Source organism: Ruegeria sp. AD11(2025) (assembly GCF_056542405.1).
Genome location: NZ_JBQFZU010000002.1, coordinates 129,470 through 154,145 on the forward strand (window position 1 = coordinate 129,470; position 24,676 = coordinate 154,145).

24 protein-coding genes are annotated in these 24,676 nt (G+C 58.9%); 12 read left to right on the forward strand and 12 right to left on the reverse strand.

Features of this window, described 5'->3' with window-relative positions; all coding sequences use genetic code 11:
- Window positions 1–24: 24 nt before the first annotated feature.
- The 5 genes from ACR1XY_RS02495 to glmM all read left to right on the forward strand — a co-directional run bounded on the left by ACR1XY_RS02495 (window position 25) and on the right by glmM (window position 6,956).
- Window positions 25–2,565, forward strand: a complete 2,541-nt coding sequence (locus ACR1XY_RS02495; RefSeq protein WP_480589618.1) for a putative PEP-binding protein — start codon at window positions 25–27, stop codon at window positions 2,563–2,565.
- A 186-nt stretch (window positions 2,566–2,751) separates the two neighbouring features.
- Window positions 2,752–3,393 carry a cell wall hydrolase gene (locus ACR1XY_RS02500; protein WP_480589619.1) on the forward strand — a complete coding sequence of 214 codons (642 nt, stop codon included), beginning with the start codon at window positions 2,752–2,754 and terminating at the stop codon, window positions 3,391–3,393.
- A gap of 269 nt (window positions 3,394–3,662) precedes the next feature.
- The gene (locus ACR1XY_RS02505; RefSeq protein ID WP_480589620.1) at window positions 3,663–4,583 is read left to right on the forward strand and encodes a dihydroneopterin aldolase; all 921 of its coding nucleotides are present in this window, start codon (window positions 3,663–3,665) and stop codon (window positions 4,581–4,583) included.
- The gene (gene folP, locus ACR1XY_RS02510) at window positions 4,580–5,578 is read left to right on the forward strand and encodes a dihydropteroate synthase (RefSeq protein ID WP_480589621.1); all 999 of its coding nucleotides are present in this window, start codon (window positions 4,580–4,582) and stop codon (window positions 5,576–5,578) included. The genes ACR1XY_RS02505 and folP overlap by 4 nt, the downstream gene beginning before the upstream one ends.
- 34 nt (window positions 5,579–5,612) lie before the next feature.
- A complete protein-coding gene (gene glmM, locus ACR1XY_RS02515; RefSeq protein ID WP_480589622.1) occupies window positions 5,613–6,956 on the forward strand; it encodes a phosphoglucosamine mutase in 1,344 nt (447 codons plus the stop codon).
- Here the strand turns inward: glmM and ACR1XY_RS02520 are convergent.
- Window positions 6,953–7,855: a DMT family transporter gene (locus ACR1XY_RS02520; RefSeq protein ID WP_480589623.1), complete on the reverse strand. Its 903-nt coding sequence runs from the start codon at window positions 7,853–7,855 to the stop codon at window positions 6,953–6,955. The genes glmM and ACR1XY_RS02520 overlap by 4 nt on opposite strands.
- 78 nt (window positions 7,856–7,933) lie before the next feature.
- Window positions 7,934–8,956: a ketol-acid reductoisomerase gene (ilvC, locus tag ACR1XY_RS02525; protein ID WP_480589624.1), complete on the reverse strand. Its 1,023-nt coding sequence runs from the start codon at window positions 8,954–8,956 to the stop codon at window positions 7,934–7,936.
- A gap of 131 nt (window positions 8,957–9,087) precedes the next feature.
- On the opposite strand from ilvC, the gene ACR1XY_RS02530 reads away from it, so the two are divergent.
- Window positions 9,088–9,543 carry an Lrp/AsnC family transcriptional regulator gene (locus ACR1XY_RS02530; RefSeq protein WP_480589625.1) on the forward strand — a complete coding sequence of 152 codons (456 nt, stop codon included), beginning with the start codon at window positions 9,088–9,090 and terminating at the stop codon, window positions 9,541–9,543.
- Window positions 9,540–9,998 carry an Lrp/AsnC family transcriptional regulator gene (locus ACR1XY_RS02535; protein WP_480589626.1) on the forward strand — a complete coding sequence of 153 codons (459 nt, stop codon included), beginning with the start codon at window positions 9,540–9,542 and terminating at the stop codon, window positions 9,996–9,998. The genes ACR1XY_RS02530 and ACR1XY_RS02535 overlap by 4 nt, the downstream gene beginning before the upstream one ends.
- A gap of 2 nt (window positions 9,999–10,000) precedes the next feature.
- On the opposite strand, the gene ACR1XY_RS02540 is transcribed toward ACR1XY_RS02535, so the two are convergent.
- Window positions 10,001–10,702 carry a GntR family transcriptional regulator gene (locus ACR1XY_RS02540; protein WP_480589627.1) on the reverse strand — a complete coding sequence of 234 codons (702 nt, stop codon included), beginning with the start codon at window positions 10,700–10,702 and terminating at the stop codon, window positions 10,001–10,003.
- 233 nt (window positions 10,703–10,935) lie between these two features.
- Between ACR1XY_RS02540 and ACR1XY_RS02545 the strand changes: the two genes are divergently transcribed.
- The gene (locus ACR1XY_RS02545; RefSeq protein WP_480589628.1) at window positions 10,936–12,063 is read left to right on the forward strand and encodes an aminotransferase class V-fold PLP-dependent enzyme; all 1,128 of its coding nucleotides are present in this window, start codon (window positions 10,936–10,938) and stop codon (window positions 12,061–12,063) included.
- 22 nt (window positions 12,064–12,085) lie between these two features.
- Here ACR1XY_RS02545 and ACR1XY_RS02550 read toward each other — a convergent pair whose 3' ends face one another.
- The 3 genes from ACR1XY_RS02550 to ACR1XY_RS02560 all read right to left on the reverse strand — a co-directional run bounded on the left by ACR1XY_RS02550 (window position 12,086) and on the right by ACR1XY_RS02560 (window position 14,340).
- Complete coding sequence (locus ACR1XY_RS02550) at window positions 12,086–13,282, reverse strand: UbiH/UbiF family hydroxylase (protein ID WP_480589629.1); 1,197 nt, start codon at window positions 13,280–13,282, stop codon at window positions 12,086–12,088.
- Window positions 13,283–13,359: 77 nt separating this feature from the next.
- Window positions 13,360–13,608 carry a hypothetical protein gene (locus ACR1XY_RS02555; protein ID WP_480589630.1) on the reverse strand — a complete coding sequence of 83 codons (249 nt, stop codon included), beginning with the start codon at window positions 13,606–13,608 and terminating at the stop codon, window positions 13,360–13,362.
- 87 nt (window positions 13,609–13,695) lie between these two features.
- Window positions 13,696–14,340 carry a pyrimidine 5'-nucleotidase gene (locus tag ACR1XY_RS02560; protein WP_480589631.1) on the reverse strand — a complete coding sequence of 215 codons (645 nt, stop codon included), beginning with the start codon at window positions 14,338–14,340 and terminating at the stop codon, window positions 13,696–13,698.
- A gap of 100 nt (window positions 14,341–14,440) precedes the next feature.
- Here ACR1XY_RS02560 and ACR1XY_RS02565 point away from each other — a divergent pair, with 100 nt between their 5' ends.
- Window positions 14,441–15,088 carry a GntR family transcriptional regulator gene (locus ACR1XY_RS02565; RefSeq protein WP_480589632.1) on the forward strand — a complete coding sequence of 216 codons (648 nt, stop codon included), beginning with the start codon at window positions 14,441–14,443 and terminating at the stop codon, window positions 15,086–15,088.
- 3 nt (window positions 15,089–15,091) lie between these two features.
- Here the strand turns inward: ACR1XY_RS02565 and ACR1XY_RS02570 are convergent, their stop codons facing one another.
- Both ACR1XY_RS02570 and carA read right to left on the reverse strand, forming a co-directional pair.
- A complete protein-coding gene (locus ACR1XY_RS02570; RefSeq protein WP_480589633.1) occupies window positions 15,092–16,966 on the reverse strand; it encodes a glycosyltransferase family 2 protein in 1,875 nt (624 codons plus the stop codon).
- 85 nt (window positions 16,967–17,051) lie between these two features.
- A complete protein-coding gene (gene carA, locus ACR1XY_RS02575) occupies window positions 17,052–18,218 on the reverse strand; it encodes a glutamine-hydrolyzing carbamoyl-phosphate synthase small subunit (protein ID WP_480589634.1) in 1,167 nt (388 codons plus the stop codon).
- 183 nt (window positions 18,219–18,401) lie between these two features.
- On the opposite strand from carA, the gene ACR1XY_RS02580 reads away from it, so the two are divergent.
- The gene (locus ACR1XY_RS02580; protein WP_480589635.1) at window positions 18,402–18,887 is read left to right on the forward strand and encodes a GatB/YqeY domain-containing protein; all 486 of its coding nucleotides are present in this window, start codon (window positions 18,402–18,404) and stop codon (window positions 18,885–18,887) included.
- Between the two features lie 22 nt (window positions 18,888–18,909).
- Here ACR1XY_RS02580 and ACR1XY_RS02585 read toward each other — a convergent pair whose 3' ends face one another.
- From ACR1XY_RS02585 to ctaD, 3 genes are all read right to left on the reverse strand, one after another.
- On the reverse strand, window positions 18,910–19,404 hold the full coding sequence (locus tag ACR1XY_RS02585) for a DUF2244 domain-containing protein (protein WP_480589636.1): 495 nt from the start codon (window positions 19,402–19,404) through the stop codon (window positions 18,910–18,912).
- A gap of 44 nt (window positions 19,405–19,448) precedes the next feature.
- Window positions 19,449–20,048 carry a DsbA family protein gene (locus tag ACR1XY_RS02590; RefSeq protein WP_480589637.1) on the reverse strand — a complete coding sequence of 200 codons (600 nt, stop codon included), beginning with the start codon at window positions 20,046–20,048 and terminating at the stop codon, window positions 19,449–19,451.
- A gap of 597 nt (window positions 20,049–20,645) precedes the next feature.
- The gene (ctaD, locus tag ACR1XY_RS02595; protein WP_480589638.1) at window positions 20,646–22,304 is read right to left on the reverse strand and encodes a cytochrome c oxidase subunit I; all 1,659 of its coding nucleotides are present in this window, start codon (window positions 22,302–22,304) and stop codon (window positions 20,646–20,648) included.
- Window positions 22,305–22,608: 304 nt separating this feature from the next.
- On the opposite strand from ctaD, the gene ACR1XY_RS02600 reads away from it, so the two are divergent.
- Window positions 22,609–23,028: an HIT family protein gene (locus ACR1XY_RS02600; protein WP_480589639.1), complete on the forward strand. Its 420-nt coding sequence runs from the start codon at window positions 22,609–22,611 to the stop codon at window positions 23,026–23,028.
- On the opposite strand, the gene ACR1XY_RS02605 is transcribed toward ACR1XY_RS02600, so the two are convergent.
- Window positions 23,029–23,454 carry a MerR family transcriptional regulator gene (locus tag ACR1XY_RS02605; RefSeq protein WP_480589640.1) on the reverse strand — a complete coding sequence of 142 codons (426 nt, stop codon included), beginning with the start codon at window positions 23,452–23,454 and terminating at the stop codon, window positions 23,029–23,031.
- Between the two features lie 81 nt (window positions 23,455–23,535).
- Between ACR1XY_RS02605 and ACR1XY_RS02610 the strand changes: the two genes are divergently transcribed.
- Window positions 23,536–24,480: a cation diffusion facilitator family transporter gene (locus ACR1XY_RS02610; protein WP_480589641.1), complete on the forward strand. Its 945-nt coding sequence runs from the start codon at window positions 23,536–23,538 to the stop codon at window positions 24,478–24,480.
- Window positions 24,481–24,676: the final 196 nt, after the last annotated feature.

Sequence of the window (24,676 nt, forward strand, 5' to 3'; positions counted from 1 at the left end):
GCGTGCAAACTAAAAGGTGCCGCAGTGCAGAATAATCCACATACCACTCTGATCACGTCCGAAGCGCCCGTCACCGCCAACACCCATGGCGGGCGGGCGAAATGCCTGCAACGTCTGGTCCGCCTGGACCTGCCGGTGCCGCGAACTGTGGCGCTGTCCTTTGATGCGGTCCATCGGATTGCGGAGGGTCATGTGCCCGATATCGCGGCGATCCTTGAACAGTTCGATCAGACAGCGCTGCTGTGTGTGCGGCCCAGTTCCGAAGACCCCGATTGGGGAGGCCCCGGCGCTATCCTGAATATCGGCATGAACGACGCGCGTTACGTAGACTTGTCAGATTCGATGGGGGCCGAGGCCGCTGCCGCGCTGTATCTGCGTTTCGTCCAAAGCTTTGCCATCCATGTGGCCCGTCTGGACGCTGATGTATTTGATGATATCGACGCGGATGGCAGGGAGGGGTTGCGCCAGTCCTTGCGGGCCTATGAGGATGAAACTGACGAAGCCTTCCCTCAGGAACGGGGTGAGCAACTTATTGCCGTTCTAAGGTCGATGGCTCGAGCATGGGACGGAACCTCGGCTCGGTTGCTGAGGCAGGCAAAGGGCGCACCTGCGGATGCAGGGCTGGGCTTGGTCATTCAGGAGATGATCCCAGGAGTGGGGCAGGGTGAATGCGGCTCGGGTGTATTGCAACTGGTGGATTCCACAACGGGAATGCCGCAGATCACCGGCCGATACCTGAGCCAGAGTCAGGGGCGGGATGCCTTGGGCGATGGTGTGGCAGCGCTCTATCTGGAAAAGGATCCGCGCGGGAAGTCGTTGGAAGAAGTGGCACCAGAAGCCTTTGCTAACGTCAAGGCCCATGCCGCACTGATGCGCACCAAACTGCGCGAGGAAATGCAGGTCGAGTTCGTGATCGAAAACGACCATGTACACATTCTGGATGGCGTGCGGGTGCAGCGCAGCGCGCGCGCCGCGCTGCGGATCGCGGTTCGGTTGGCTGAAGATGGCATCATTCCACCGCAGGAGGCAGTGATGCGGGTCGATCCGCATTCTTTGAACGAGATGCTGCACCGGCAGGTCCACCCTGAGGCGCACCGCGATGTTTTGACCACGGGTATCGCTGCCAGCCCGGGGGCCGCGACTGGTAAGATTGTGTTCACCGCCGCCGAGGCGCAGGCCAGTGCCGCGCGCGGTGAGCCTTGTATTCTGGTGCGTCGCGAGACAGCGCCCGAGGATGTGCGCGGAATGCACGCGGCCGTCGCGGTGCTGACCGAAAAGGGCGGCATGACCAGCCACGCGGCGGTGATTGGCCGCGGATTGGGTCTGCCCTGTATCGTCGGCGCATCCGAGATGAGGTTCCAGACCAAGGAAAAGCTGCTGACCGCGCCTGATGGACGTGTTTTCACAACCGGCGACACGCTGACGATCGACGGGAGCTCGGGACAGGTATTGGCGGGGCAGCCTGCCATGCTGGAAGCTGCACTGGATGACTGTTTCCAGACGTTGATGGGCTGGGCCGATGACGAGCGTGATATCGCCATCCGCGCCAACGCGGATACGCCGGCTGATGCGCAAACCGCGCGGAATTTTCTGGCGCAGGGGATCGGCCTTTGCCGGACCGAGCATATGTTCTTTGACCCCGGCCGCCTTATCGTGATGCGCGAGATGATCTTTGCGCAGACGTCCTCGGGCCGTGCGGCGGTGCTGGAGCGTCTGCTGCCGATGCAGCGTGAGGATTTCGTGCAATTGTTCCGGATCATGGAGGGGCAGCCGGTCTGTATCCGCCTGTTCGACCCGCCTCTGCACGAATTCCTGCCGACCACACGCAGTGGACAGCGTGAACTGGCCGAAGCTCTGGATCTGCCGGTCTCGGATGTCGAACGGCGCGTGGCGGCGATGACCGAATACAACCCGATGCTGGGTCTGCGCGGTGTGCGTCTGGGTGTAACCGTGCCTGAAATCTACGACATGCAGGCCCGTGCAATCTTTGAGGCAACGCTTGAGGCCAGCAAGGACGGTGCCCCCGTGGTGCCCGAGGTGATGATCCCGCTGGTTTCCGCCAAGCGAGAGGTGGAACTGGTCAAATCCCGTATCGACTCGGTCGCGGCCTCGGTCGCCAGCGAACGCGGAGAAGAATTCGAATATCGCCTTGGTGTGATGGTCGAAACGCCACGGGCCTGTCTGCGGGCTGATGAAATTGCGCCGCACACGTCGTTCCTGAGTTTCGGCACCAACGACCTGACCCAGATGACCTATGGCTTGTCGCGTGACGATGCGGGCCGGTTCATGTCGGCCTATGTGCAGCAGGGTGTCTTTGTCGAAGATCCGTTCCATGTCCTCGATCCGGACGGGGTCGGAGAATTGCTGAAACTCGGGGCCGAACGTGGGCGCCAGACGCAGCCGAACGTTACCCTTTCGGTATGCGGTGAACACGGTGGTAACCCCGAATCAATCGCCATTTGCCGGGATCTGGGGTTTGACTATGTGTCATGCTCACCCTTTCGGGTGCCGGTCGCTCGGCTGGCTTCCGCTCAACTGGCGATTTCGTCCAGACTTGGGGGTTGACACAGGCCAAATGCCCTAGGATTAGTGGTTTTCAGGCGACCTTGTGACGGAATTATTTTTTCGCACGGGCGATTTTCCACTTGCGTTTTCTTCCGAACTGGACGTCCCGGCCAGACTGCGTTAAATGCCTCGTCGCGCCCGCCGGGGGAGGGTACGGCGCGATTTGTGCCTGTGCGAGGTTATCTGATGCTACGATACATACTGGCTGCTGCCACATTGGCGGCAACCGTGCTGCCAAGTGTGTCTTTCGCTGAAAGGGAAGCCACCAATACCGCCGAACGCGAACTTGTTACCCGGACCGATCTGCCCGGACAGAACTTTCGCGACTACCTAACCCTGTTCAAGCCCCGCAAAGAGCTTGAGCCTGTAGAAGTTTCGTATTCGAAGGCTTGGCTGGACCAACAGCCAAAGGCCAAAGGGGACGTGAACTTTGAGTGCTTGGCTGAAGCGCTGTACTTTGAAGCGCGCGGCGAAAGCGTGCGCGGTCAGTTCGCCGTGGCCGAGGTCATTCTGAACCGCGTCAAAAGCAACCGTTTTCCGAATTCGCTGTGTGGCGTGATCAAACAGGGAACGGGCAAAAGATATCAATGCCAGTTCACCTATACCTGTGATGGCCACAAGGAAGTGATCCGCGAAAAAAAGGCCTATGAGCGTGTGTCCAAAGTTGCGCGTGCCGCAATTGACGGCGTCGCCAAGGAACTGACTGAAGGGGCCACACATTACCACACCACTGCGGTGAGACCGTCGTGGTCGCGCGTTTACAAGGAAACCGCGCGCATTGGTGTGCATATCTTCTACAGGCACAACTACCGCACCGCGAGCAACTAAAAGGCATTCCCGCGCTGCCATCTAAGCAGCGCGGGCTGTCGAACTCGGCTGATTGTGGGCCTACAAGCTGGACCCGCCGGCGGTCACGAATTCCGATCAGAGTAGCGTGAATCGAAATGCCGGGGCAGGGCTTAACGGGTGGATTGATCCGAATTGGCTTTCCCCAACGCCGCATTCGGTGTCTGGAATGGCGTTTGAGGCGGTGTTATATGCGCGCGCACCGTATAGTTTTGGCTGATCAGCCCACCAAGCCCGAAAAGGTCCGTTGCATGAGCTCTGAAGTCCGTCTTGCCTTTGCGCACCCGTCCGAGCGGTCCGAAGCGACCGCCACGCGCGGCCCGCTGGACCGCATTTCATTGCGGGATCATATTGTCGAGGTCGAAATCGGCGCGTTTCAGGCCGAGCGTGGCACGACACAGCGTATCTGTTTCAACATCGTGGTCGAAGTGCGCCCGCTTACCGACCCGATTGACGATGACGTGGACCGCATCCTGTCCTATGACCGCGTGACCGAGGCGATTGCGCATGAACTGGCCGCCGAGCGACTGAACCTGCTTGAGACATTGGCGGATCGCGTTGCTGAGCGTATTCTGCTTGAGCCTCAGGCTGTAAGGGCTTTTGTCAGAATCGAAAAACTGGATCGCGGCCCTGGCGCCCTGGGTGTTGAAATTGTTCGCGGCAGGGACGCGATCCATCACGACGTGGTCGAGGAAGAGCGCCCCCATCCGCGGTTGGTGTTTCTGTCGAACGAGGCGATTGCCTCGTCTAATCTGGCCGGGTGGATTGACCAGTTGGAAAACCGTCAACGTCCCCTGATTCTGTGCCTGGGTGCTGCGGATATGGATGTCCCGCAAACCGGCCACGCGATGACGCAGCGCCGAATTGACTTGCTGGCGATTGAACAGAACGCCTGGGTTCTCGCTGCGAAAGATCATCGCTGTGTGGTGGTGTCAACTCGGACCGAACTGGACTGGGCGATGAAGAACGGTCAGATCTGCGTTTGGGCTCCTTCCAAGATCGTGCTGGATGCTGTGGACGGCCCCTCCGCCGCACCCTCGGACGCTGTCGCCTTGGCGGCGTGGTTCGCGGCCACTTTTGAAGCCAGCGAAATGATGGTGATCGGCGGTGCTTTGCCGAAAGCGCCTAAGACACCCCTGCGCGCCATTCCGGTGGATCAGGCGCAGCTGTGACAGAATACTTCCGACCGCTGGTGCAACACGGCCCGGCCCACCCGACTGGCGCGATGCCTCTTGCGGGACAGCCTTTGTGGTTCACACATGCCGAACGTCTGTCGCGGACGGAAACCCCGATTGTTGTTGCGGCACAGGACATTCCGAGTGATGTGCTTGCACGACTGACCGGGCCGCGCGCTGAGATTACGGGGTTGGCGATGGATCGGCCTCAGATCATGGGCATCCTCAACACGACACCGGACAGTTTTTCCGATGGCGGCGTGCACAATTCGGTCGAGGCTGCAACGGTCGCCGCGGATCAGATGGTGGCGCATGGGGCCAGCATTCTGGATATCGGCGGAGAATCCACCCGTCCAGGGGCTTCTTACGTACCTGATGATGAAGAAATCGCGCGAACCCAACCTGTTGTCGAGGCCATCCGCGCCAACACGCAGGCGCTGATCTCCATCGATACACGCAAAGCCAGCGTTGCGCGGGCGGCGTGGGATGCGGGGGCCGGGCTGATCAACGACGTCTCTGGTTTCACCTTTGACCCGCAACTTGCATCGTTTTGCGCCGAGGTTGATGCCCCGGTCTGCGTGATGCACATGCAGGGCGACCCGGCTACAATGCAGGACGATCCTCAATATGACGACGTTCTGCTGGATGTGTACGATTTCCTTGACGGGATGGTCGCGCAGTTGCAGCAACTGGGCCTGAACCGCGACCGAATCGTGATTGATCCGGGAATCGGGTTCGGCAAAACGCAGGCGCACAATCTGGCTCTTCTGCAAAACCTCAGCCTGTTTCACGGCATCGGATGCCCGATTCTGCTGGGAGTGTCTCGCAAGGGGCTCATCGGGCAGATCGGTCTGGAGCCGCGCAAGGACGCCCGCGCGCCGGGATCAATCGCCGTGGCATTGGCAGGATTGTCCCAGGGCGTGCAGATCCTGCGGGTTCATGACGTGCCCGAGACCGCTCAGGCCTTGCGTCTGTGGGCTTCCGTCCGGTAATCCCGTCACAGGCAAGAAATTACGGAGTGACACGATGCGCAAGCTGTTCGGAACCGACGGGGTGCGGGGCACCGCCAATACCCATCCGATAACGGCCGAGATGGCCCTGCGTATCGGGGCTGCCGTTGGGCGGTATTTCCGTCGCAATCAATCCGGCGCGCACCGGGTGGTGATTGGCAAGGACACGCGCCTGTCCGGGTACATGTTGGAAAACGCGCTGACCGCCGGGTTGACCTCGACCGGTATGAACGTGCTGTTGCTGGGTCCGGTGCCAACGCCCGCCGTGGGGCTGATGACCCGGTCAATGCGTGCGGATCTGGGCGTGATGATTTCGGCCAGTCATAATCCGGCAGAGGACAACGGCATCAAGTTCTTTGGCCCCGACGGATACAAGTTGTCCGATCAAGCCGAGCTTGAGATTGAGCGTCTGATCGAAGAGGGCGTCAAACCCACGCAGGCTCAAAATATCGGCCGCGCGCGTCGGGTGGATGATGCGCGGTTTCGATACGGTGAACGGGTGAAGTCCTCGCTGTCCCGCGACCTGCGTCTGGATGGACTGAAAGTGGTGGTCGACTGTGCCAACGGCGCCGCGCACCGCACCGCCCCCGAGGTTCTGTGGGAACTGGGCGCCGAGGTCATTCCGGTCGGGATCGCACCGAACGGCAAGAACATCAACCTGAATTGCGGCTCGACCAAACCTCAGCTGGCGGCCGAAACGGTTGTGGCCCATGGCGCTGATGTTGGGATCTGTTTGGACGGCGATGCCGACCGCGTCGTGATGGTCGATGAGTGCGGGCACGTGGCTGATGGCGATCAGCTTATGGCGCTGCTGGCGACCAGTTGGGCCAAGGCGGATCGCCTTGAGGGCGGCGCGCTGGTTGCGACGGTGATGTCCAATCTCGGGCTGGAACGGCACCTGGCCGCGCAAGGGCTGCGGCTGGAGCGAACAGCTGTTGGCGATCGCTATGTCGTTGAACGGATGCGCGAAGGCGGGTTCAATCTGGGTGGAGAACAGTCGGGTCACATCGTTATGAGCGACTATGCCACCACCGGCGACGGTCTGATGGCTGGGCTACATTTTCTGGCCGAGATGGTGCACTCGGGCCGCAAGGCCTCTGAACTGTCGGTGCAGTTCGAATCCGTACCTCAGTTATTGAAGAACGTGCGTTATCAGGACGGGCAGAGCCCGCTGGAAGCCGGCAGCGTTAAAGCCGCCATCGCCGATGCCGAAGCGCGCCTGAACGGGCAGGGTCGTCTGCTGATCCGGAAGTCGGGGACAGAACCCTTGATCCGCGTGATGGCGGAATGTGAGGATGATGCCCTGTTGACGCAGGTTGTCGATGGCATCGTGGCCGAGGTCGAGGCGGTCGCGGGTTAACGCCCGATCAGCATCTTGAGCAAGCTGAACCACTGGCTGATCGCCAGCCCGGTTAGGATCATGATCAACGCGATGTAGAACCGAAGGGGCAGCGCCTCGGACAGAATCCATGCGCCAAATATCATCGACCAGATCGGCACCTGATAGTTGACCAGCGTCAGGAAAACAGACCCGGCGCTGCGAATGATCGAAACGCGCAACAAGGTGGCGAAGGCGGTGGGTAAAAGGCCCAGCGCGATGATCGCAAGGCCGGGGCGCGTACCTTCCCAGTGGGGGAGGCCCTCGGTCACCAGCATGATGGGCAGCAAGAGCGCCGCGCCAACGACCAGTGACAACGCGGCCAAAGCGACGGGATCAACGGGTGGGCAGCGCCGGGTGAAGATCGACGCGCAGGAATAGCACAGGGCGGCCCCGATACAGGCTAGCTGAGCCAAGGGTTCCGCCCCCTGTCCGATTTGTGCCAGCCCCGGGCCGATCAGTACCAGTGCACCACAAAAGCCCAGAGATACCCCAAGGAGCCTGCGCAGGTTCAGCGGCTCGTCTGAAAAGAAATGCGCCAATGGTAATACCATCAGCGGAATCGCTGCCATCGACAGGCCCGCAAAGGCCGAGGCCACATATTGCTGCCCCCAACTGAGTAACAGGAAAGGCAGCGCAGTCGACAACACGCCAATGATTGCGATGTAACCCCAGAGTTTCGGACCGCCCGACGGCAACTTACGCCCGGTCAGCGCCATCATCCCCAGCAAGGTCAAGGCGCCAAGGGTGGTGCGCGCAGTGGCAACAGTGACTGGCCCGTATCCTTCCAACGCCATGGCGACGACCATGAACGTTCCACCCCAGATGAGGCCCAAAGTTATAACGCCGCTCCAATCGCGGGATGTGGGTTGGTCAACCATGTTGGGCCTAAAAATCAGGAGGTGTTGAGACAAAAAAGGGCGGCCGTTTGGCCGCCCTTTCGCAAAGAACCGTCAGGATCAGTTCTTTTCCTTGTCGACCATTTTACCAGCCGAAATCCAAGGCATCATAGCGCGCAGTTTCGCACCGGTTTCCTCGATCATGTGCTCGTCATTGGCACGGCGCGAAGCTTTGATGGTCGGCTGACCAACAGCGTTTTCCAGCATGAAGTCACGAACGAACTTGCCCTGCTGGATGTCGTTCAGAACCTCTTTCATACGCGCTTTGGTTTCGTCGTATTTCAGGATACGCGGGCCAGTGACGTACTGGCCGTACTCGGCAGTGTTCGAGATCGAGTAGTCCATGTTCGCAATGCCGCCTTCGTAGATCAGGTCCACGATCAGCTTCACTTCGTGCAGACACTCGAAATAGGCCATTTCCGGCGCGTAGCCTGCCTCGACCAGAGTTTCAAAGCCGCAGCGGATCAGTTCAACCAGACCGCCGCACAGAACAGCTTGTTCACCGAACAGGTCGGTTTCGCATTCTTCACGGAAGTTGGTTTCGATGATGCCCGAACGGCCGCCGCCGATGGCCGAGCAGTAGGACAAACCGATTTCCAGCGCTTTGCCGGTTGCGTCGTTGTTGACGGCAACCAGGCAGGGCACGCCGCCGCCTTTGACATATTCGCCGCGCACGGTGTGGCCCGGGCCTTTGGGGGCCATCATGATGACGTCGACGCCTTCTTTCGGCTCGATCAGGCCAAAGTGGACGTTCAGACCGTGGGCGAAGGCGATGGCCGAGCCGGGCTTGATGTTGTCATGCACGTATTTCTTGTAGGTCTCTGCCTGCAGTTCGTCGGGCATGGTGAACATGATGACGTCGCACCAGGCCGCCGCTTCGGCGATACCCATGACTTCCAGACCTTCGGCTTCGGCTTTCCTGGCCGATGCGGAACCTTCGCGCAGAGCGACGACCAGGTTCTTCGCGCCCGAGTCGCGCAGGTTCAGCGCGTGCGCGTGACCTTGCGAGCCATAGCCCAGGATGGCTACTTTTTTGTCTTTGATCAGGTTGATGTCGCAATCGCGATCGTAATAGACGCGCATGATTCCGGTCCTTTCTGTTACGGTTGCTGCGCTTTTAGTTCGGTGTGGCTTGGTTGGCGAGCGTTGAAGCATTGAGTATTTGGAAAAAAGGTGAAAAGTTATTCGCGAAAGTACGAATTAGAGAATAAATCATGCTTGATGACATGGACCGGCGCATTCTGCGTCATTTACAGACCGAACCGACCCTTTCCATGGCCGAACTGGCCGAGCGGTGTGGGGTCAGCCAGGGCGTGAGCTGGCGCCGGGTCGAGAAGATGCAGGCGTCGGGCGTCATTCAGGGACAGGAGGCTGTCCTTGACTGGACCGCGCTTGGATATGCCGTTGAGGTCTCGTTGCGTGTGACACTGGACAAGACCCAGCCCCGTGCCTTCGATGAATTCACTGCTGCTGCGCGCGATGTATCAGAAGTAATCGAAATCCAGACTTTTCTGGGCCGTGTGGATGTTCGTCTTTCGGTGCTGGCACGCGACATGTCACACTATCAGCAAATCTACCGCGACCGCATTCTGACCTTGCCGCACATCGCCGATATCGAGGCGCTGATGCATATTGCGCGAGTGAAGCGAAACGAGGTTCTACCGGTATGATTGAGCTTGATGAAACAGACCGCCAAATCCTACGAGCGCTGGTGCAGGATGCCACTCAGAGTGCTGGAGCCCTGGGTCGTAAACTTGGATTGTCGCAGCCTGCGACCTGGCGGCGTATCAGGCGGTTGGAAACGGCAGGAGTAATCCGGGGGCGTCGTCTGCGCCTGAATGCCGAGGCGTTGGGGTTCGGCGTGACAGTCTTTTTGGGGGTCAAACTGGCCCGCAAAGGTCAGGTCAGTCTGGAAGATTTCGAACGTGCCGTCAGCGCCATCCCCGAGGTTCAGACGGTCGAGCACGTCCTTGGCCTGTACGATTATCGCCTTCGGGTTGTCGCCCGCGACCTGTCCGACTTTGAGCGGGTTCTGCGGCGGCGGATCATGACCCTACCCGGTGCCGGGGACGTCGAAGCCAACGTCCTGCTTAGCGAAGAGCGATTACCCGGTCCGATCGGTTAGGGTCAGTATCTGGTGCGAATGCAATAGCCGGGATGATGGGTCATTCGGGCGAAGGCCATCGGCTCACCATCTTTCCAGGTCGTGCGTTCAAGTTGGATCATCGATGTGCCGGCCGTGGTTCCCATGAATTCGGCCAATCTCCCGTCGGCGGAAATCGCACAGAATGCAACCTCTGCTTCAGTAAAGGGGGCTATGTTCAGCAGCCATTCATGCGGGCCTTGCGAGGTCAGATCGGCATTCTCGACCTCGGGTACGGTATCGATGTTGATCCAGCGCTCTTCCAGCTGAAATGGGCGGTTGTCGGCATAGTGCATGCAGATCACATGCAGCACGCGCGCGTCTGGTGAGACACTGAGTTGCGAGGCCAGCCAACCGGGACTGGACACTACATTACGTTCGACAAGAGCATAACGATAAGTCGAGTTTTGATTCTCAACGGCCTGGCGCGCCAGCGAAAACTCGAGTTTCGCGTGTTTGCTGGGTTCTTTTTTGACCCGCGTGCCGCTTTTGCGCTTACGCTCTACAAATCCTTGATCGGATAACTCCCGCAGGGCGCGATTTACGGTCGCGCGCGCGCAATTGAATTCTTCGGCAAGCTGCGTTTCCGTCGGCAGCAAAGATCCCTGAGGCCAGATTCGGCTTTCAATGCGACGTTTAACTTCGTCCCGTACAACCTGAAAACTGATCCGCTTTTGAGCAGTCACGAGGAGCAAAACCTTTCTTCTACAAAGTGTATGTATCTGTTCAGAAACACCTCTGGGTGTAAAGGGGTGGTGACACTATTTGGCGTCACTTCGGGGGTTATATGGTGCAGTTTCGAACCTAAAATTCACGGGGAAATAAAGTTCCGTGGCGTCAATTGTCGGCGCAAGAAAACTGCTTTACCAATCTCGCCAGAAGATTCACGTTGCCCGAGTACTGTTTGAAAGGACAAATCATGCCGGCGCTTTTGGATAGCATTGACCCCAATGGGCTCGAGGAGTTCTCGGTTGTTTTCACCGACCGTTCCCTGAACCACATGTCGGCCCGGTTTCAGACCGTCATGCGCGACATCTCAAACATGCTGAAAGATGTCTACAACGCGGACGGTATTGCCGTAATCCCGGGCGGTGGGACCTATGCAATGGAGGCCGTGGCCAGACAGTTCGCGCGCAAAGCCAACGTTCTGGTCGTGCGTAACGGATGGTTTTCCTATCGTTGGAGCCAGATCGTCGAATCCGCAGATCTGACGGCGTCGGCCATGGTGCTCAAGGCGCGTCAAACCGGCAATTCGAGCCCATCTCCGTTTGCACCAGCACCGATCGAAGAGGTGGTATCAACTATTCGAGAACAACGTCCGGATGTGGTGTTTGCTCCGCACGTTGAAACCGCAGCAGGTCTGATTCTGCCGGATGACTATGTGACCGCCATGGCGGCGGCTGCGCATGAGGTTGGCGCGTTGATGGTGCTGGACTGCATCGCCTCTGGCTGTGCTTGGGTCGACATGAAGGCAACTGGAGTGGACGTCCTGATCTCAGCCCCGCAGAAAGGGTGGAGCGCTTCGCCCTGTGCCGGTCTGGTCATGCTATCCGAACGGGCCGAGGCGCGATTGGAGGAGACGACCTCTGATAGTTTCGCCGTTGACCTGAAGAAGTGGCGTCAGATCATGCAGGCCTATGAGAATGGCGGGCATGCTTATCACGCCACGATGCCGACTGACGCGCTGCAGGCGTTCCGGGATACGATGAACGAGACCCGCGATTACGGTTTTGAAAAGCTACGCGATGCGCAATGGGCTTTGGGCAACGGTGTACGGGCGATGCTGAAGGACAAGGGCATCGTGTCTGTGGTCGCCGATGGGTTCGGTGCGCCGGGGGTTGTGGTCAGCTATACCTCGGATCCCGAGATTCAGAACGGCAAGAAATTCGCCGCCTTGGGTATGCAGATCGCTGCCGGTGTTCCGCTGCAATGCGATGAGCCCGAGGGGTTCAGTACCTTCCGTCTGGGTCTGTTCGGGCTGGACAAGCTGTATGACGTAGATGGCACAATTGCTCGACTCAAGCGCGTGCTGGATCAGGTACTGTGATCTTCTGAGTGACCTGGGGGCCTCAGCGTACGCCGAGGCCCATCTGCATCAACGTCTTGCGCACAGGAGGCAGAGAATAGAGCGCATTCAGCCCCATCGCCCGCGCATCGCGCAGTGGCCGTGCCTCGATCATCGAGGCGCGGTTCAGCAGGTCGATGCCTTTGACGCGCATCTCGATCTCCGAGTGGCGGGCTTTGTGGTAGGCGTCCAGCATTTGCGCATCGCCCAGACCTTCGGGTCGAGCCTGGGCGAGGTCCAACAGAGTGCGCAGATCACCTAGTGACATGTTCAATCCTTGCGCACCGATGGGTGGCACCACGTGAGCGGCCTCAGCCATCAGGGCGATGCGCTCGCCCGAAAGGCGTTCCGCCGACTGACTTATAATCGGCCAGATGGTTCGGCGCGATGCCAGTTTCAACGGCCCGAACAGCCCGCAGGATCGTTCGGTCATCAGAGCTTCGAACGCCTCGGCATCGGTGTTCAACAATTCAACCGCGCGAGGACCGCGTTCCATCCAGACAATCGCGGATGAGGGCTGACCCTGCCAATCGGGCAGGGGGACCAGTGTGAACGGCCCGCCCGAGCGGTGTATCTCGGTCGAGACGTTTTCGTGCGGGATCGGGTGCGTAACCGCAAATGCCAGCGCCTTCTGGCCATAACGAGTGGTGTGCACGTTGATCCCCGCGGCCTCGCGCATCGGGGAATTGCGCCCGTCCGCGGCGACCACCAGTTTGCAGCGTATACGGCTGCCATCGCTCAGGCCCACGCGGGCCTCGGCGGTGCGCGTGAACAGGCTGACGGTGCCTGTGCCGGGGCGGAAATCGACATTGGGCAGTTCGGTCAGACGGGCCACCATCTCGCGCCGCAACAGCCAGTTGGGCAGGTTCCAGCCAAAGGGCAGGTCCGAGATATCGGCGGCGTTGAAATCGCGCACCACGCGGGGTTCGGGCACATCGCCGCCCGCATCCACGATGCGCATGATCTGCAGGGGGGCGGCGTGTTCATCCAGTCGCTGCCACAACCCGCATTGTTCCAAAAGCCCATGCGCCGGTTGCAGAAACGCCGTAGTCCGTAGGTCGGATCCGTCCACGTCACGCTCGGTAATGGGCGGAGTGGGGTCGACGCAAACTACGTCGAACCCGGCAGCTCCAAAGGCCGCTGCAGCGGTCAGTCCGGCGATTCCTCCGCCGGAAATAAGGATGTCACAGCTGTCTTTCATGGCCTTGGTCTCCGAAATCTTGGGCAGAAACTAGTTCGGTTACAAGGTGGGTGCCAAGTGACATCCTGTCCCGTGTGTCAGCCGCGTGAGATCAGGATGAGGATGAGGAACATCACCGGCACCATCATGACCGCAGGGATATATAGCCCCGGCAGGCCAAACAGCAGGGCCGAGCATCCCCACATGCTGACAATCGCGGCGGCCGTGTAGTACCAGTCTTCGGCCTCGCCATTGGCGGCATCTTTTGCCAGCCAGCCGAAAACGGGGATTGCAAAAAACAGGCGCTGCCAGATGGGCAGGCGCCGAGGCATCTCGATCGCGCTCATGGAAATCTCCGGTTCTGTTCGTCGCTGAGGCGCATATAGGGGTGATGCTGCACCTGCAAAATGTGCAGATCGTCGCAGTGTGACAGCCTATCGCAGAAGCGCCAGAAACGCGGTCAGATCGTCTGTGTGATGGTGTATATGGTCGGCCTCGTGCGGTTCGGGTGCGACGTGAACGGTGCGCATTCCCATCGCGTGCGGAGCGGCCAGATTGCGCGGATCATCCTCGAACATCGCAGCCTTGGTCGTGTCGATTCCATCTTGGGCAAAGATCGCCTCGAACGCGGCTTTTTCCGGCTTTGGCCTATAGTCCGCGTGTTCGACCCCATAGATCGCGTCGAACAAGCCACTAAGGCCGCGCGCGTCCAGAACGCGTTCGGCGTAGGGCGCGCTGCCGTTGGTGTAGACAATGCGACGCCCGGGCAGGGATCGGATGTGATCGGCCAGATCCACGTCTGGGTCCATGTGGCTCATGTCAACCTGGTGAACCGCGTGCAGATATGGGTCCGGGTCAAGATCGTGCTCGGCCATCAACCCAGCCAGCGTAGTGCCGTATTGCCGCCAATAGTGCGAGCGAAGACGATCCGCCTCAGCCCGGTCCACGCCAATGGCTTGCACCACGTAATCCGTCATCAGCACCTCGATCTGATCGAACAGGCGCATATGTGGCGGGTAGAGCGTGTTGTCCAGGTCGAACACCCAGTGGGTGACGTGAGAAAAGGCAGGTTTGACCATGGGTTTGGTTTAGGGTGCTGGGCATCGGTTTTCAATGCCGCTCTTGATCCCGGGGGCAAGTGACGGATAGACATGTTCGAACGAGGAGACAAACCACCCGATGCCCCAATCCAGACAGCCGTCCAAAGACGCCTACAGCCTAATTCTCGAAGCGATTGACGTGGGCGTTTACAAGCCCGGCAACCGTCTGGTTGAAAGCGAGCTGGCCGAACGGTTCGGGGTGTCGCGCACGCCGATCCGCGAAGCGCTGCAGCGGCTGGAAACGCAATCCCTGCTGGAACGCGACGGGCGCTCGCTGATTGTGGCTTCGCTGGACCACAACCAGATGGCCGAGCTGTATGTGGTGCGGCGCGAGTTGGAGGGTCTGGCCGCGAAATTGGCCGCCAAGCACGCCACCGAAGAAGAGATCAAGGTTCTGCAGGAAATGGTCGCCGCCGATGACGCGTTGGTCGATGACCCGACGGCCTTGTCACGGGCGAACCGGCGGTTTCATGAACAGATTCATCTGGCCTCGCATAACCGTTATCTGGTGCAGCAACTGGACCTTGTACATCGCACCATGGCGCTGATGGCAACGACGTCGCTGGCGGCGCAGGGCCGGGGTGAGATTGCGCAGAGCGAACACAAGGGGATCGTCGAGGCAATCGCAGCCCGCGACGAAGAAGCCGCCGGACGCGCCCTCAAGGAACATATCTCGGTCGCCTTCATGACGCGCCTGAAACAGGATGCTATCCGGCGCGAGAGCTGACCGTCAGTGCGGCAGGTCCTCTTCGCTGGCCTGACCGTGTTGTGTTTTGTCCCAGAAGAACGGGTCTAGCAGTAGTTCCCACAAGGCCTTGTACGCAGCCAGGACGCCCAGCGGAAAATACAGCGGCATTGTCGGCACCCACGGCAGCAGGAAACGCCGTTCGCGCGCGGACACTGCTATGGCGCCAACAAGAGTATTGACGGCCTCTGCAAACAGGAACAGACCGAACATTGCGCTAAGCCCGGCATCGGCAAGGATCGGATGAAGCGGGCCGGGCAGGCCAAAGGTCGACAGCCAGAACAGCCACAGGACCGGAGCCAGCAGGAATTGTCCAACGGTCCCAAGGAAGAATGCCTGTACGCCAAAAAATCGCCAAGGGCCGAGTTCCCTCAGCAATCGCAGCGGTGACCGCATGTGGACAATGTAGGTGACCATGAACCCCTTGAGCCAGCGAGAGCGCTGCCGTACCCATGGCCAGGCGCGAAAGTTGGCCTCTTCGAAAGTGGCGGTATCGACCATTTCAGTACGATATCCCGCCCGGCAAAGTCTTACACCCAGATCGGCATCTTCGGTGACATTGTGGGCATCCCAGCCGCCCAGCTCCAACAGCTTGTCACGGCGGAAAAAGAACGTGGTCCCGCCCAACGGCACAACAAGTCCAAGCCGGGCAATACCTTGCAGGATAACCCGGAACCAACTGTTGTATTCGATGGTAAAGCAGCGTGATCGCCAGTTGGTGCGGGGGTTATAGTAATCCAGGATACCCTGCAGGCAAACCACATCGTCGCCCGCCTGAGCGAAGTGCCGGACGACGCGTTCGATCTGGTCTGGCTGCGGCGCATCTTCGGCATCCCAGACGCCCAGAATATCGCCCCTGCAGAAATCCAGCGCATAGTTCATGGCCCGGGGTTTTGTGGTCAGGCCGTTCAGGGCAGGCACCTCGACGGTTCTGATCCAGCTGGGCAGATCAACCTGCGCCAGTGTGGATCGCGTCACCTCGTCGGTTTCTTCCAGCACCAGAATGATATCCAGCAGTGCCTTGGGGTAGGTCAGCCGCCGCAATCGCCGGATCAGGGCATCGGCAATTTCCCTCTCTTTATAGAGCGGCACCATAATGGACACGCAAGGCAAAGCCAGCGGCGAGCTGGGGGGGCGGGCTTTGGTGGAGCGTGTCCAGTGATGCCAAATGAAACTCAGCAGACCGGCCAGACGCAGAGTCAGAAACAGGATCAGGCTGATCACGGCAGCCGCCACCAGAATGGCGAACGCGGTTAGGGGAAAGGCGGCAAACAGGACCACAAGGCCCGCGAGCGCGGCCGCAGGTCGGGCACGGGATTTAGGGGTCCAGGATCGGCAGCTCTGGTCAAGATCTACACGGGATTCGGCCGCTTCGGCCAAAGGGGTGGAGAACACGTGCGCGATGGCGCTATCGATCTGATCTGTGTCGGTTAGTACCGGGATAATGGTGTACCCGGTATGCCCAAGTTCTCGTTTCACATCCGGAAACAAATCGGGCCGCGCTGTGGCGACCAGCAGAATGGGCCCCAAGCGACGCCAGGGGATGACGTTATGAGACAGCCAGAAGTCAACAGGCTTGATCTGGCACAGATCGGTAGATGGCGGCGAGTTGTCCAGATCAGCGATCTGCAGGCCGGTTTGCTCGGACAGGGCGCTTAGAACGTCCTGACGGTTGACCCAACCCTCGGCAACCAGAATTTCACCCAGCGGGGCCTGTTGCCAGGATTGCAGGAACAGAGCTTCGTCCAGCTGCGCCTTTGTGATCAGGCCACGGTCGACAAGACAAGCCCCCAAAGGCTTGCGTTCCTGAGCAGGTATCGGCGCGGCGTGCGCGAAATGCTGCAGGTTCAGTTCGACCATAACGAAACAACCCTGACGCTTTTAGTTGGCGTCAGGGTTGCTCAATTAGGGTTAACAGCGGGTTAACTCTGATCATATCGCCGCATCAGGCGGTTGCTTTCTTGTCCGCCATCGCGTCGGCAAAGCGTTCGAACAGGTAGAAACTGTCCTGCGGGCCGGGCGAGGCTTCGGGGTGGTACTGCACCGAATAGACCGGGCGGTCGGTCATGCGGATGCCGCAGTTCGACCCGTCAAACAGCGACCGGTGGGTCTCAATCACACCCTCGGGCAGAGACTGCGCGTCTACCGCAAAGCCGTGGTTCATCGAGGTAATCTCGACCTTGCCGGTCTCCATATCCTTGACCGGGTGGTTCGCGCCGTGGTGGCCGTGGTTCATCTTGACGGTTTGACCGCCCAAAGCCAGCGCCAGCATCTGGTGGCCCAGACAGATGCCAAAGACGGGCAGGTCGGTGGTGTCCAGAATCTCTTTGATCATTGGAACGGCGTATTCACCAGTGGCTGCCGGATCGCCCGGACCGTTGGACAGGAAAACGCCATCAGGGTTGTGCGCCAGCACTTCTGTTGCGGTTGCGGTGGCGGGCAGAACGGTTACATCACAGCCAGCCGAGGCGAGGCAGCGCAGAATGTTGCGCTTGGCGCCAAAATCGACGGCAACCACCTTGTGCACCGGGGCTTCCTGGCGGGTATAGCCATCGGGCCAAGCCCATCGCATCTCATCCCAGCGGTAGCTTTGGGCGCAGGTGACCTCTTTGGCCAGATCCATGCCCTCGAGTCCAGCAAAGCCACGTGCGGCGCTAATCAATGCCTCAATGTCGAAACTGCCTTCGGGATCATGGGCCAGTGCCGCATGCGGCGCGCCTTGCTGACGAATGGCGCGGGTCAGGCGGCGAGTGTCCACACCACCGATCGCGATCCGACCACGGCGGGTCAGCCAGGTTTTCAGCTCTTCGGCCGAGCGCCAGTTGGACGCATCGGTCGGGTCCCATTTGACCACCATCCCGGCAGCAACCGGATCGCCGGTTTCGTCATCCTCGGGGTTCACGCCGACATTGCCGATATGGGGGAAAGTGAAGGTCACGATTTGCCCGGCATAAGAGGGATCGGTCATGATCTCCTGATATCCGGTCATGGCAGTGTTAAAGCACAACTCGGCCACCGTTTGGCCGGTGGCACCGAAGCCCATCCCGTAGAACAATGTTCCGTCGGCCAATGCCAGACATGCGGTGGGCTTGGACGGGGCGTTCTGGGCCATCGGGCGACTCTCCTGCTGGGTAAATCGGCGCATAACTAAGGGGGTTGTGGCGCTGGGTCAAGTCTGTTCAAATTTTGCGCTATTGTGGAAAATCAATGAGTTAGCAATATTCACTTCCGGTTGTGTCGCGCTTTTTGTTTCGATATGGTCGGGGTTCCTTTTCCATGGGGATGGACAGATCATATGGATATGCGATCACGGGTGAACTCTGCCCTGAAGCAAGCAATGAAAGACAAAGATGCCGAGCGCCTGTCGACGCTGCGGTTGATCAACGCTGCAATCAAAGACCGCGACATCGCTTCGCGGGCCTCCGACAACGAAGAGGCCAAGGGATGCGGCGATACCGAGGTTCTTGAAATCCTTGGGAAAATGACCAAACAACGCAAGGAAAGCGCCCGCGCCTACGAAGAGGGCGGACGCCTGGATCTGGCGGAACGGGAACTGCGCGAGGTTGAGGTTATCGAGGAATTCCTGCCCAAGCAGTTGGATGATGACGAGGTTTCAAAAGCTATCCAGACGGCGATCACCGCGACAGGAGCAGGATCAATCCGCGACATGGGCAAGGTCATGGGCGAGCTCAAGACTCGTTATACCGGCCGGATGGATTTCGGCAAAGTTGGCCCGATGGTCAAAGACCACCTCTGCGCCGCGTCGAACGGCGGTTGCTGACACCTGATAAATTCTGAGACTGCTATTGCTGCGCGACCGGTTCGCGCAGTTTTTGCGTCAGGTCATCGTATAGCGCGATACGCTCGTCTTCGGACAGGAACGCTCCGATTTCCACTTCGCGTCCGTCTCCGGTCAGCGTGACATAATTTGGAACTGGCCCGCCTTGCTTGTGCATCTCAGGCCGGGCCCAGTAGCGGTTGCAGGTCCATTCTTGCTGGCCGCTTCGTGGGTCATGGTGGACCAGATGCGCCTTTGTGCCGGTCAGGGTCAGAATCTCGAACACGCTACGGGCGCGATAGTTGCTCTGGATGGCCAGCCACAGGCCCAGAACGGTCAGCAGCAGAAAAGGCAGCAGGCCCCACAGGATGACCGACCCCAGCACCGCCAGAAGTGGAATCAGCCCAAACAGAAAAACCGACAGGATCACGATCATCGCCCCGCGGCGCGGTAGCGAGTTATGCGGCCAAAGGCGCAGTTCCTGTTCGGTTGCAGAGGTATGTTTCCATCGGTAGGGCATGGCGGAAAACTAGCGTAATGCAGTTGCTTGTCGAAGCGAAATGATTAGGCCACATGCCCGACGCGCGCCCATGACAGCGCATCGTCCAGCCGGTCATCGCCCCAGAAAACCTCACCGCGGACGACAAGGCTGGGAGCGCCGAACACCCCCAGTTTTGCGGCATGATCCGTTTCGGCTTCAAGGGCTGCCACAGTATCGGGGCTGCGAGCGCGGGCCAGCACCAGCCTTGGGTCCTGCTGACACCTGTGTAGCGCTTCAGTGATGGCGGTTTCGCTGCCAGCTTCGACATTCTCTTCGAACCAGATGCGATACAGCGTCTGGGTGAAGTTCTTGCCCCACCCGTCGCCCATTCCCAGCAAGGCGACCTGATTGGTCAGCGCCAGGTCAGAGATCGGGTAAGGCGCGGGCAACTTGGCGTGAATGTGGTACTTTGCGGCCCGACGCTCGATATCCCGCCACATATACGCGGATTTCACTGGTTTGCCTGTAAACGGAATATTCTGCTGGTCCTTCATCACGCTGCGCACATTGAACGGCCGCCACCTGACTGAGACCTCATGCTCATCGCACCAGTCGTCCAGACGCATGATGGTCAGGAAACTGTATGTACTGCCGATGGAATACCAAAAATCAATTTCGGGCATGTGATCACTCCGATCCCAGAGTTTCAATTCGTATCATATCCTAAAACGGTCGGTTTTTCGAACTTTGCTTGAAATGCGAGACTGGCCAGAGTGATGTTGCGTATTTTAGAGCAACGCTTTTTCGACGGCTTGCGCGGGTGGATGCGGATCACTGAAACCGGTCGTCTGGCGCATATCGATCTCGATTGTCCGACACAATGCCGAGCCCGGTACATCGGTGACGTTCCTTTCAAACGTGTATTCCATCGACGCGCTGACCCTGGGCAGCCGTAAACCGAGCCAGTCAATCCATCAGGGCCACGTGCCAGAACCTGTTGATTTACCGCTGTTGTGCCTTTTCCGATAACCGTCTGGCCTGGAGATTCACAAGTCACGCGACGCGACTGGCCTTGCCTTCCAATTGGGGAAATCAGACTGCCGCTGATGGTTCTGCCAGCTTTACGGCATCTGTTTTTTTGCAGGTGCGTCATGAAAATCAATTTCTGAATACAATTCTCAGGGAACCGGATGTGTCTACGCAACTGCTGGCCAAGTGGGGAGGAAAAACAAAAAAGCCCCGCACGAGGCGGGGCTTTCCGTGTTTTCCGAACAGCGGGATCAGTGCGCGTGGCCTTTGTCCCAGTCTTCCTGCTTGGGCAACTGCTCGAACGTATGCTCGGGCGGCGGCGAGGGCAGGGTCCATTCCAGCGTGTCCGCGTACTCGTTCCACGGGTTCGGACGCGTCTCTTTTGCACCACGCAGCAGTGCATAGATTACGATGCCAAAGAACAGCAGGAACGAGGCAAAGGAAATGAACGCACCAATCGACGACACGAAGTTCCACTGAGCGAAGGCTTCGGGGTAGTCGATGTAGCGGCGCGGCATACCCTGACGGCCCAGAAAGTGTTGCGGGAAGAAGGTCAGGTTGGCGCCGATGAAGAACAGCCAGAAGTGAACCTTGCCCCAGAACTCCGAGTACTGACGGCCAGTCATCTTGGAGAAGTAGAAGTAGACCCCAGCAAAGATCGCAAAGACGGCACCCAGCGACATCACATAGTGGAAGTGCGCAACCACATAGTAAGTGTCGTGATAGGCGCGGTCGATACCCGCCTGCGACAGCACCACACCGGTCACACCGCCAACGGTGAACAGGAACAGGAAGCCGAAGGCGAACAGCATGGGCGTCTTGAACTCAATGGAGCCGCCCCACATGGTCGCGATCCACGAGAACACCTTAACCCCGGTCGGAACTGCGATGACCATTGTGGCCAGCATGAAGTATGCCTGCTGACGTAGCGACATGCCGACGGTGTACATGTGGTGCGCCCATACGACAAAGCCCAGAACACCGATCGCGATGATCGCCCAAACCATCGGCAGATAGCCGAAGATCGGCTTGCGCGCGAAGGTGGCGATCACATGGCTGATGATGCCAAAGCCGGGCAGGATCACGATGTACACTTCCGGGTGGCCGAAGAACCAGAGGATATGCTGATACAGGATCGGGTCACCGCCACCGGCCGGGTCAAAAAAGGTGAAGCCGAAGTTGCGGTCCATCAGAAGCATGGTGATCGCGCCCGCCAGAACCGGCAGAGACAGCAGAATCAGCCACGACGTGACGAAGATCGACCAGCTGAACAGCGGCACCTTGAACAGGGTCATGCCCGGGGCACGCATATTCAGGAAGGTGGTGATCATGTTGATCGCGCCGAGGATCGAGGAGGCGCCCGATACGTGTACGGCAAAGATCGCAAGGTCCATGGACATGCCGCCCTCGGTCGTGGACAGCGGCGGGTACAGAACCCATCCCACGCCCGAGCCGGCTTGGTCATTGCCGCCCGGCGCCAGCAGCGACGCAACACCCAGCGAGGTACCGGCGACGTACAGCCAGAAGGACAGGTTGTTCATCCGCGGGAACGCCATATCCGGCGCGCCGATCTGCAACGGCATGAAATAGTTGCCAAATCCGCCGAATAGGGCGGGGATGACAACGAAGAACATCATCAGAACACCGTGATAGGTGATCATAACGTTCCACAGATGCCCGTTGGGGGTACATGGGTCGGCCATGAAGCCTTCCAGGCACATATACTGAACACCGGGGTGCATCAGCTCGAGCCGCATGTAAACGGTCATCAAAACCGAGATCAGACCGGCCAATGCCGAAACGACCAAGTAGAGAATCCCGATGTCCTTGTGGTTGGTCGACATGAACCAGCGCTGGAAAAAGCTGCGCTGGTCTTCATGGCCGTGACCATGAATGGCTGCGTCTGCCATTATAGGTGCCTCCTGTTGCAACTGACCGCGCTGCCGGACCTCTCCGGTGCGCGGTATTACTGCTGGTTTTAGAATGCGAAAGAGGCGCCTTCAATGGCCGAGTTTGATCTGGATCAAGATTAATTGTCGCGGGTTGGAGGAAAACCCGCGAGTTCTTGGCCCTGAACCGGGCATATCTGGCGATTGTCTCCGTAAATTCAAGGGGCCGCTAACATCCATTCGCGCGGCGCGGCAGAGTTCCGCCTTGACCCAAAGGGGTGAGGATCGCAGAACTACCCTCAATACCCGAAATCGGAGACTTGATATGGCCGCTTACGATCCCGACAACATCTTCGCCAAAATCCTGCGCGGAGAAATCCCCTCGACCCGCGTGTATGAGGATGAAGATACGCTGGCCTTCATGGATATCATGCCACGGTCGGACGGACACCTGCTGGTGATTCCGAAAACGCCCTGCCGAAACCTGCTGGATGCATCGGCTGAGCAACTCGTCGCCGTTACCTCCGCCACACAAAAGCTGGCGCGGGCGGTGGTCAAGGCATTTGACGCGGACGGAGTCACTGTCCAGCAATTCAATGAGGCCGCAGGTGGGCAGGAGGTTTTCCACCTGCATTTCCACGTCCTGCCGCGCCATGAAGGCGTATCGCTGCGTGCCCCGGGCCAGATGGGTGATTTCGATCTGATTGCGCAGCACGCGGAAAAGATCAAAGCAGCTCTGGCCTGATCAGCCCTTACCATCATGCGGCCCCAAACAAGCGCTGTGGTCGCCAAAAGTGTGGAGCACAGCACACACATGATCGTGCCCACCGTCACAGGCTGAGGCGATGCGAGACAACTCCGACTCAAGCCTGCGCAATTGAGAAATACGCGCGCGTAAGTCTGCAAGTTGACGTTCGGCGATCTCATGCGCCCGGTTCAGATCGGTGCCCCGGGCGCCTTCCAGTGACAGCAATGCCTCGATGTCGGCCAAGGGCAACCCAAGGTCCCGTCCATGGCGAATGAACTGCAACCGTTTTAGCGCGGCATCGTCAAAGCGGCGTTGGTTTCCGGCTGTTCTTTCCGGCTGTGGTAGCAACCCTTTGTCTTCGTAAAACCGGATTGTGGGCACCTTGACGCCGGTTCGACGGGAAAGCTCTCCGATTGAGTACATTTTTGTGCTCTCATCTCTTGAACCTCTAGTGACTAGAGGAATTACATAGGCTGTGCAGCCAAAACAAGGAACAAAGGCACTATGGCACACGATCACAGCCACGAGGGACACACCCATCATCACATAGACCCGGACGCGGGTGATTTGCGTGTCGCAGGAGCGATTGCGGTGAACATGTTGCTAACTTTGGCGCAAGTTATTGGCGGCATTCTTTCGGGGTCTCTGGCGCTTGTCGCGGACGCGTTACACAATTTTTCGGATGCAATCGCCCTGATCATCGCATTCTTCGCGCGCAAGATTGCCCGCCGCCCCGCTGATCCGCGCATGAGCTTTGGCTATGGTCGCGCTGAGGTGGTGGCGGCACTGGTCAACTACACCACACTGATAGTGCTGTCGGTGTATCTGTTGTACGAAGGCGTGATGCGGTTTTTCCAGCCCGAGCCTGTCAACGGATGGATGGTCGTCTGGATCGCGGCTCTTGCTCTGGTCGTCGACCTCATCACTGCCGCGCTGACATATACGATGTCGAAAGACAGCATGAACATACGTGCCGCCTTTATCCACAATGTCGCTGACGCGCTGGGGTCGGTTGCTGTCATAGTCGCCGGAGCCGCCGTAATCCTGTTTGAATGGACATGGGTCGACCCAGCAGTGACGATCCTGATCTCGGTTTATATTCTGTGGCACGTTAAATCCGAGATTGGGGAAACCATCCGAGTGCTGATGCTGGGTGCACCGCCCGATCTGACGCCCGAAGTCGTAGCCTCCGCTATCGAAGAAACAGAGGGTGTGGCTGGCGTCCACCATATCCACTTGTGGAGCATGCAGGAGCGGGAAGCGGCGCTGACTGCGCATCTTGAGATCGACACCCTGAACTGGACGGACGCTGAAACCATAAGGCGGATAGTAAAAGACACCCTGAAGGCACGGTTCGAAATTGGGCATGTCACGTTGGAGTTGGAGCGCGCCGACCAAACGCGTGCGACGTTGCCCCGATTTGGGCATGACAATTTGCAAGGGTCCTGAAAGGGAATTGCCGTTCCGATTTGGGGTCGGAACGGCAGACTCGTAACCAAACACTTTACCGAATTCCCAGTTTCCCGAGATCACCGGTTTAACACACCACTCACTCTAGAACGGTAAGGATAGCATACCCGTTAACGCGCGACTTGTATTCCTCGGAGTGAGCTTTCATCCAATTAAACTCAAAACTTTTAGGCAA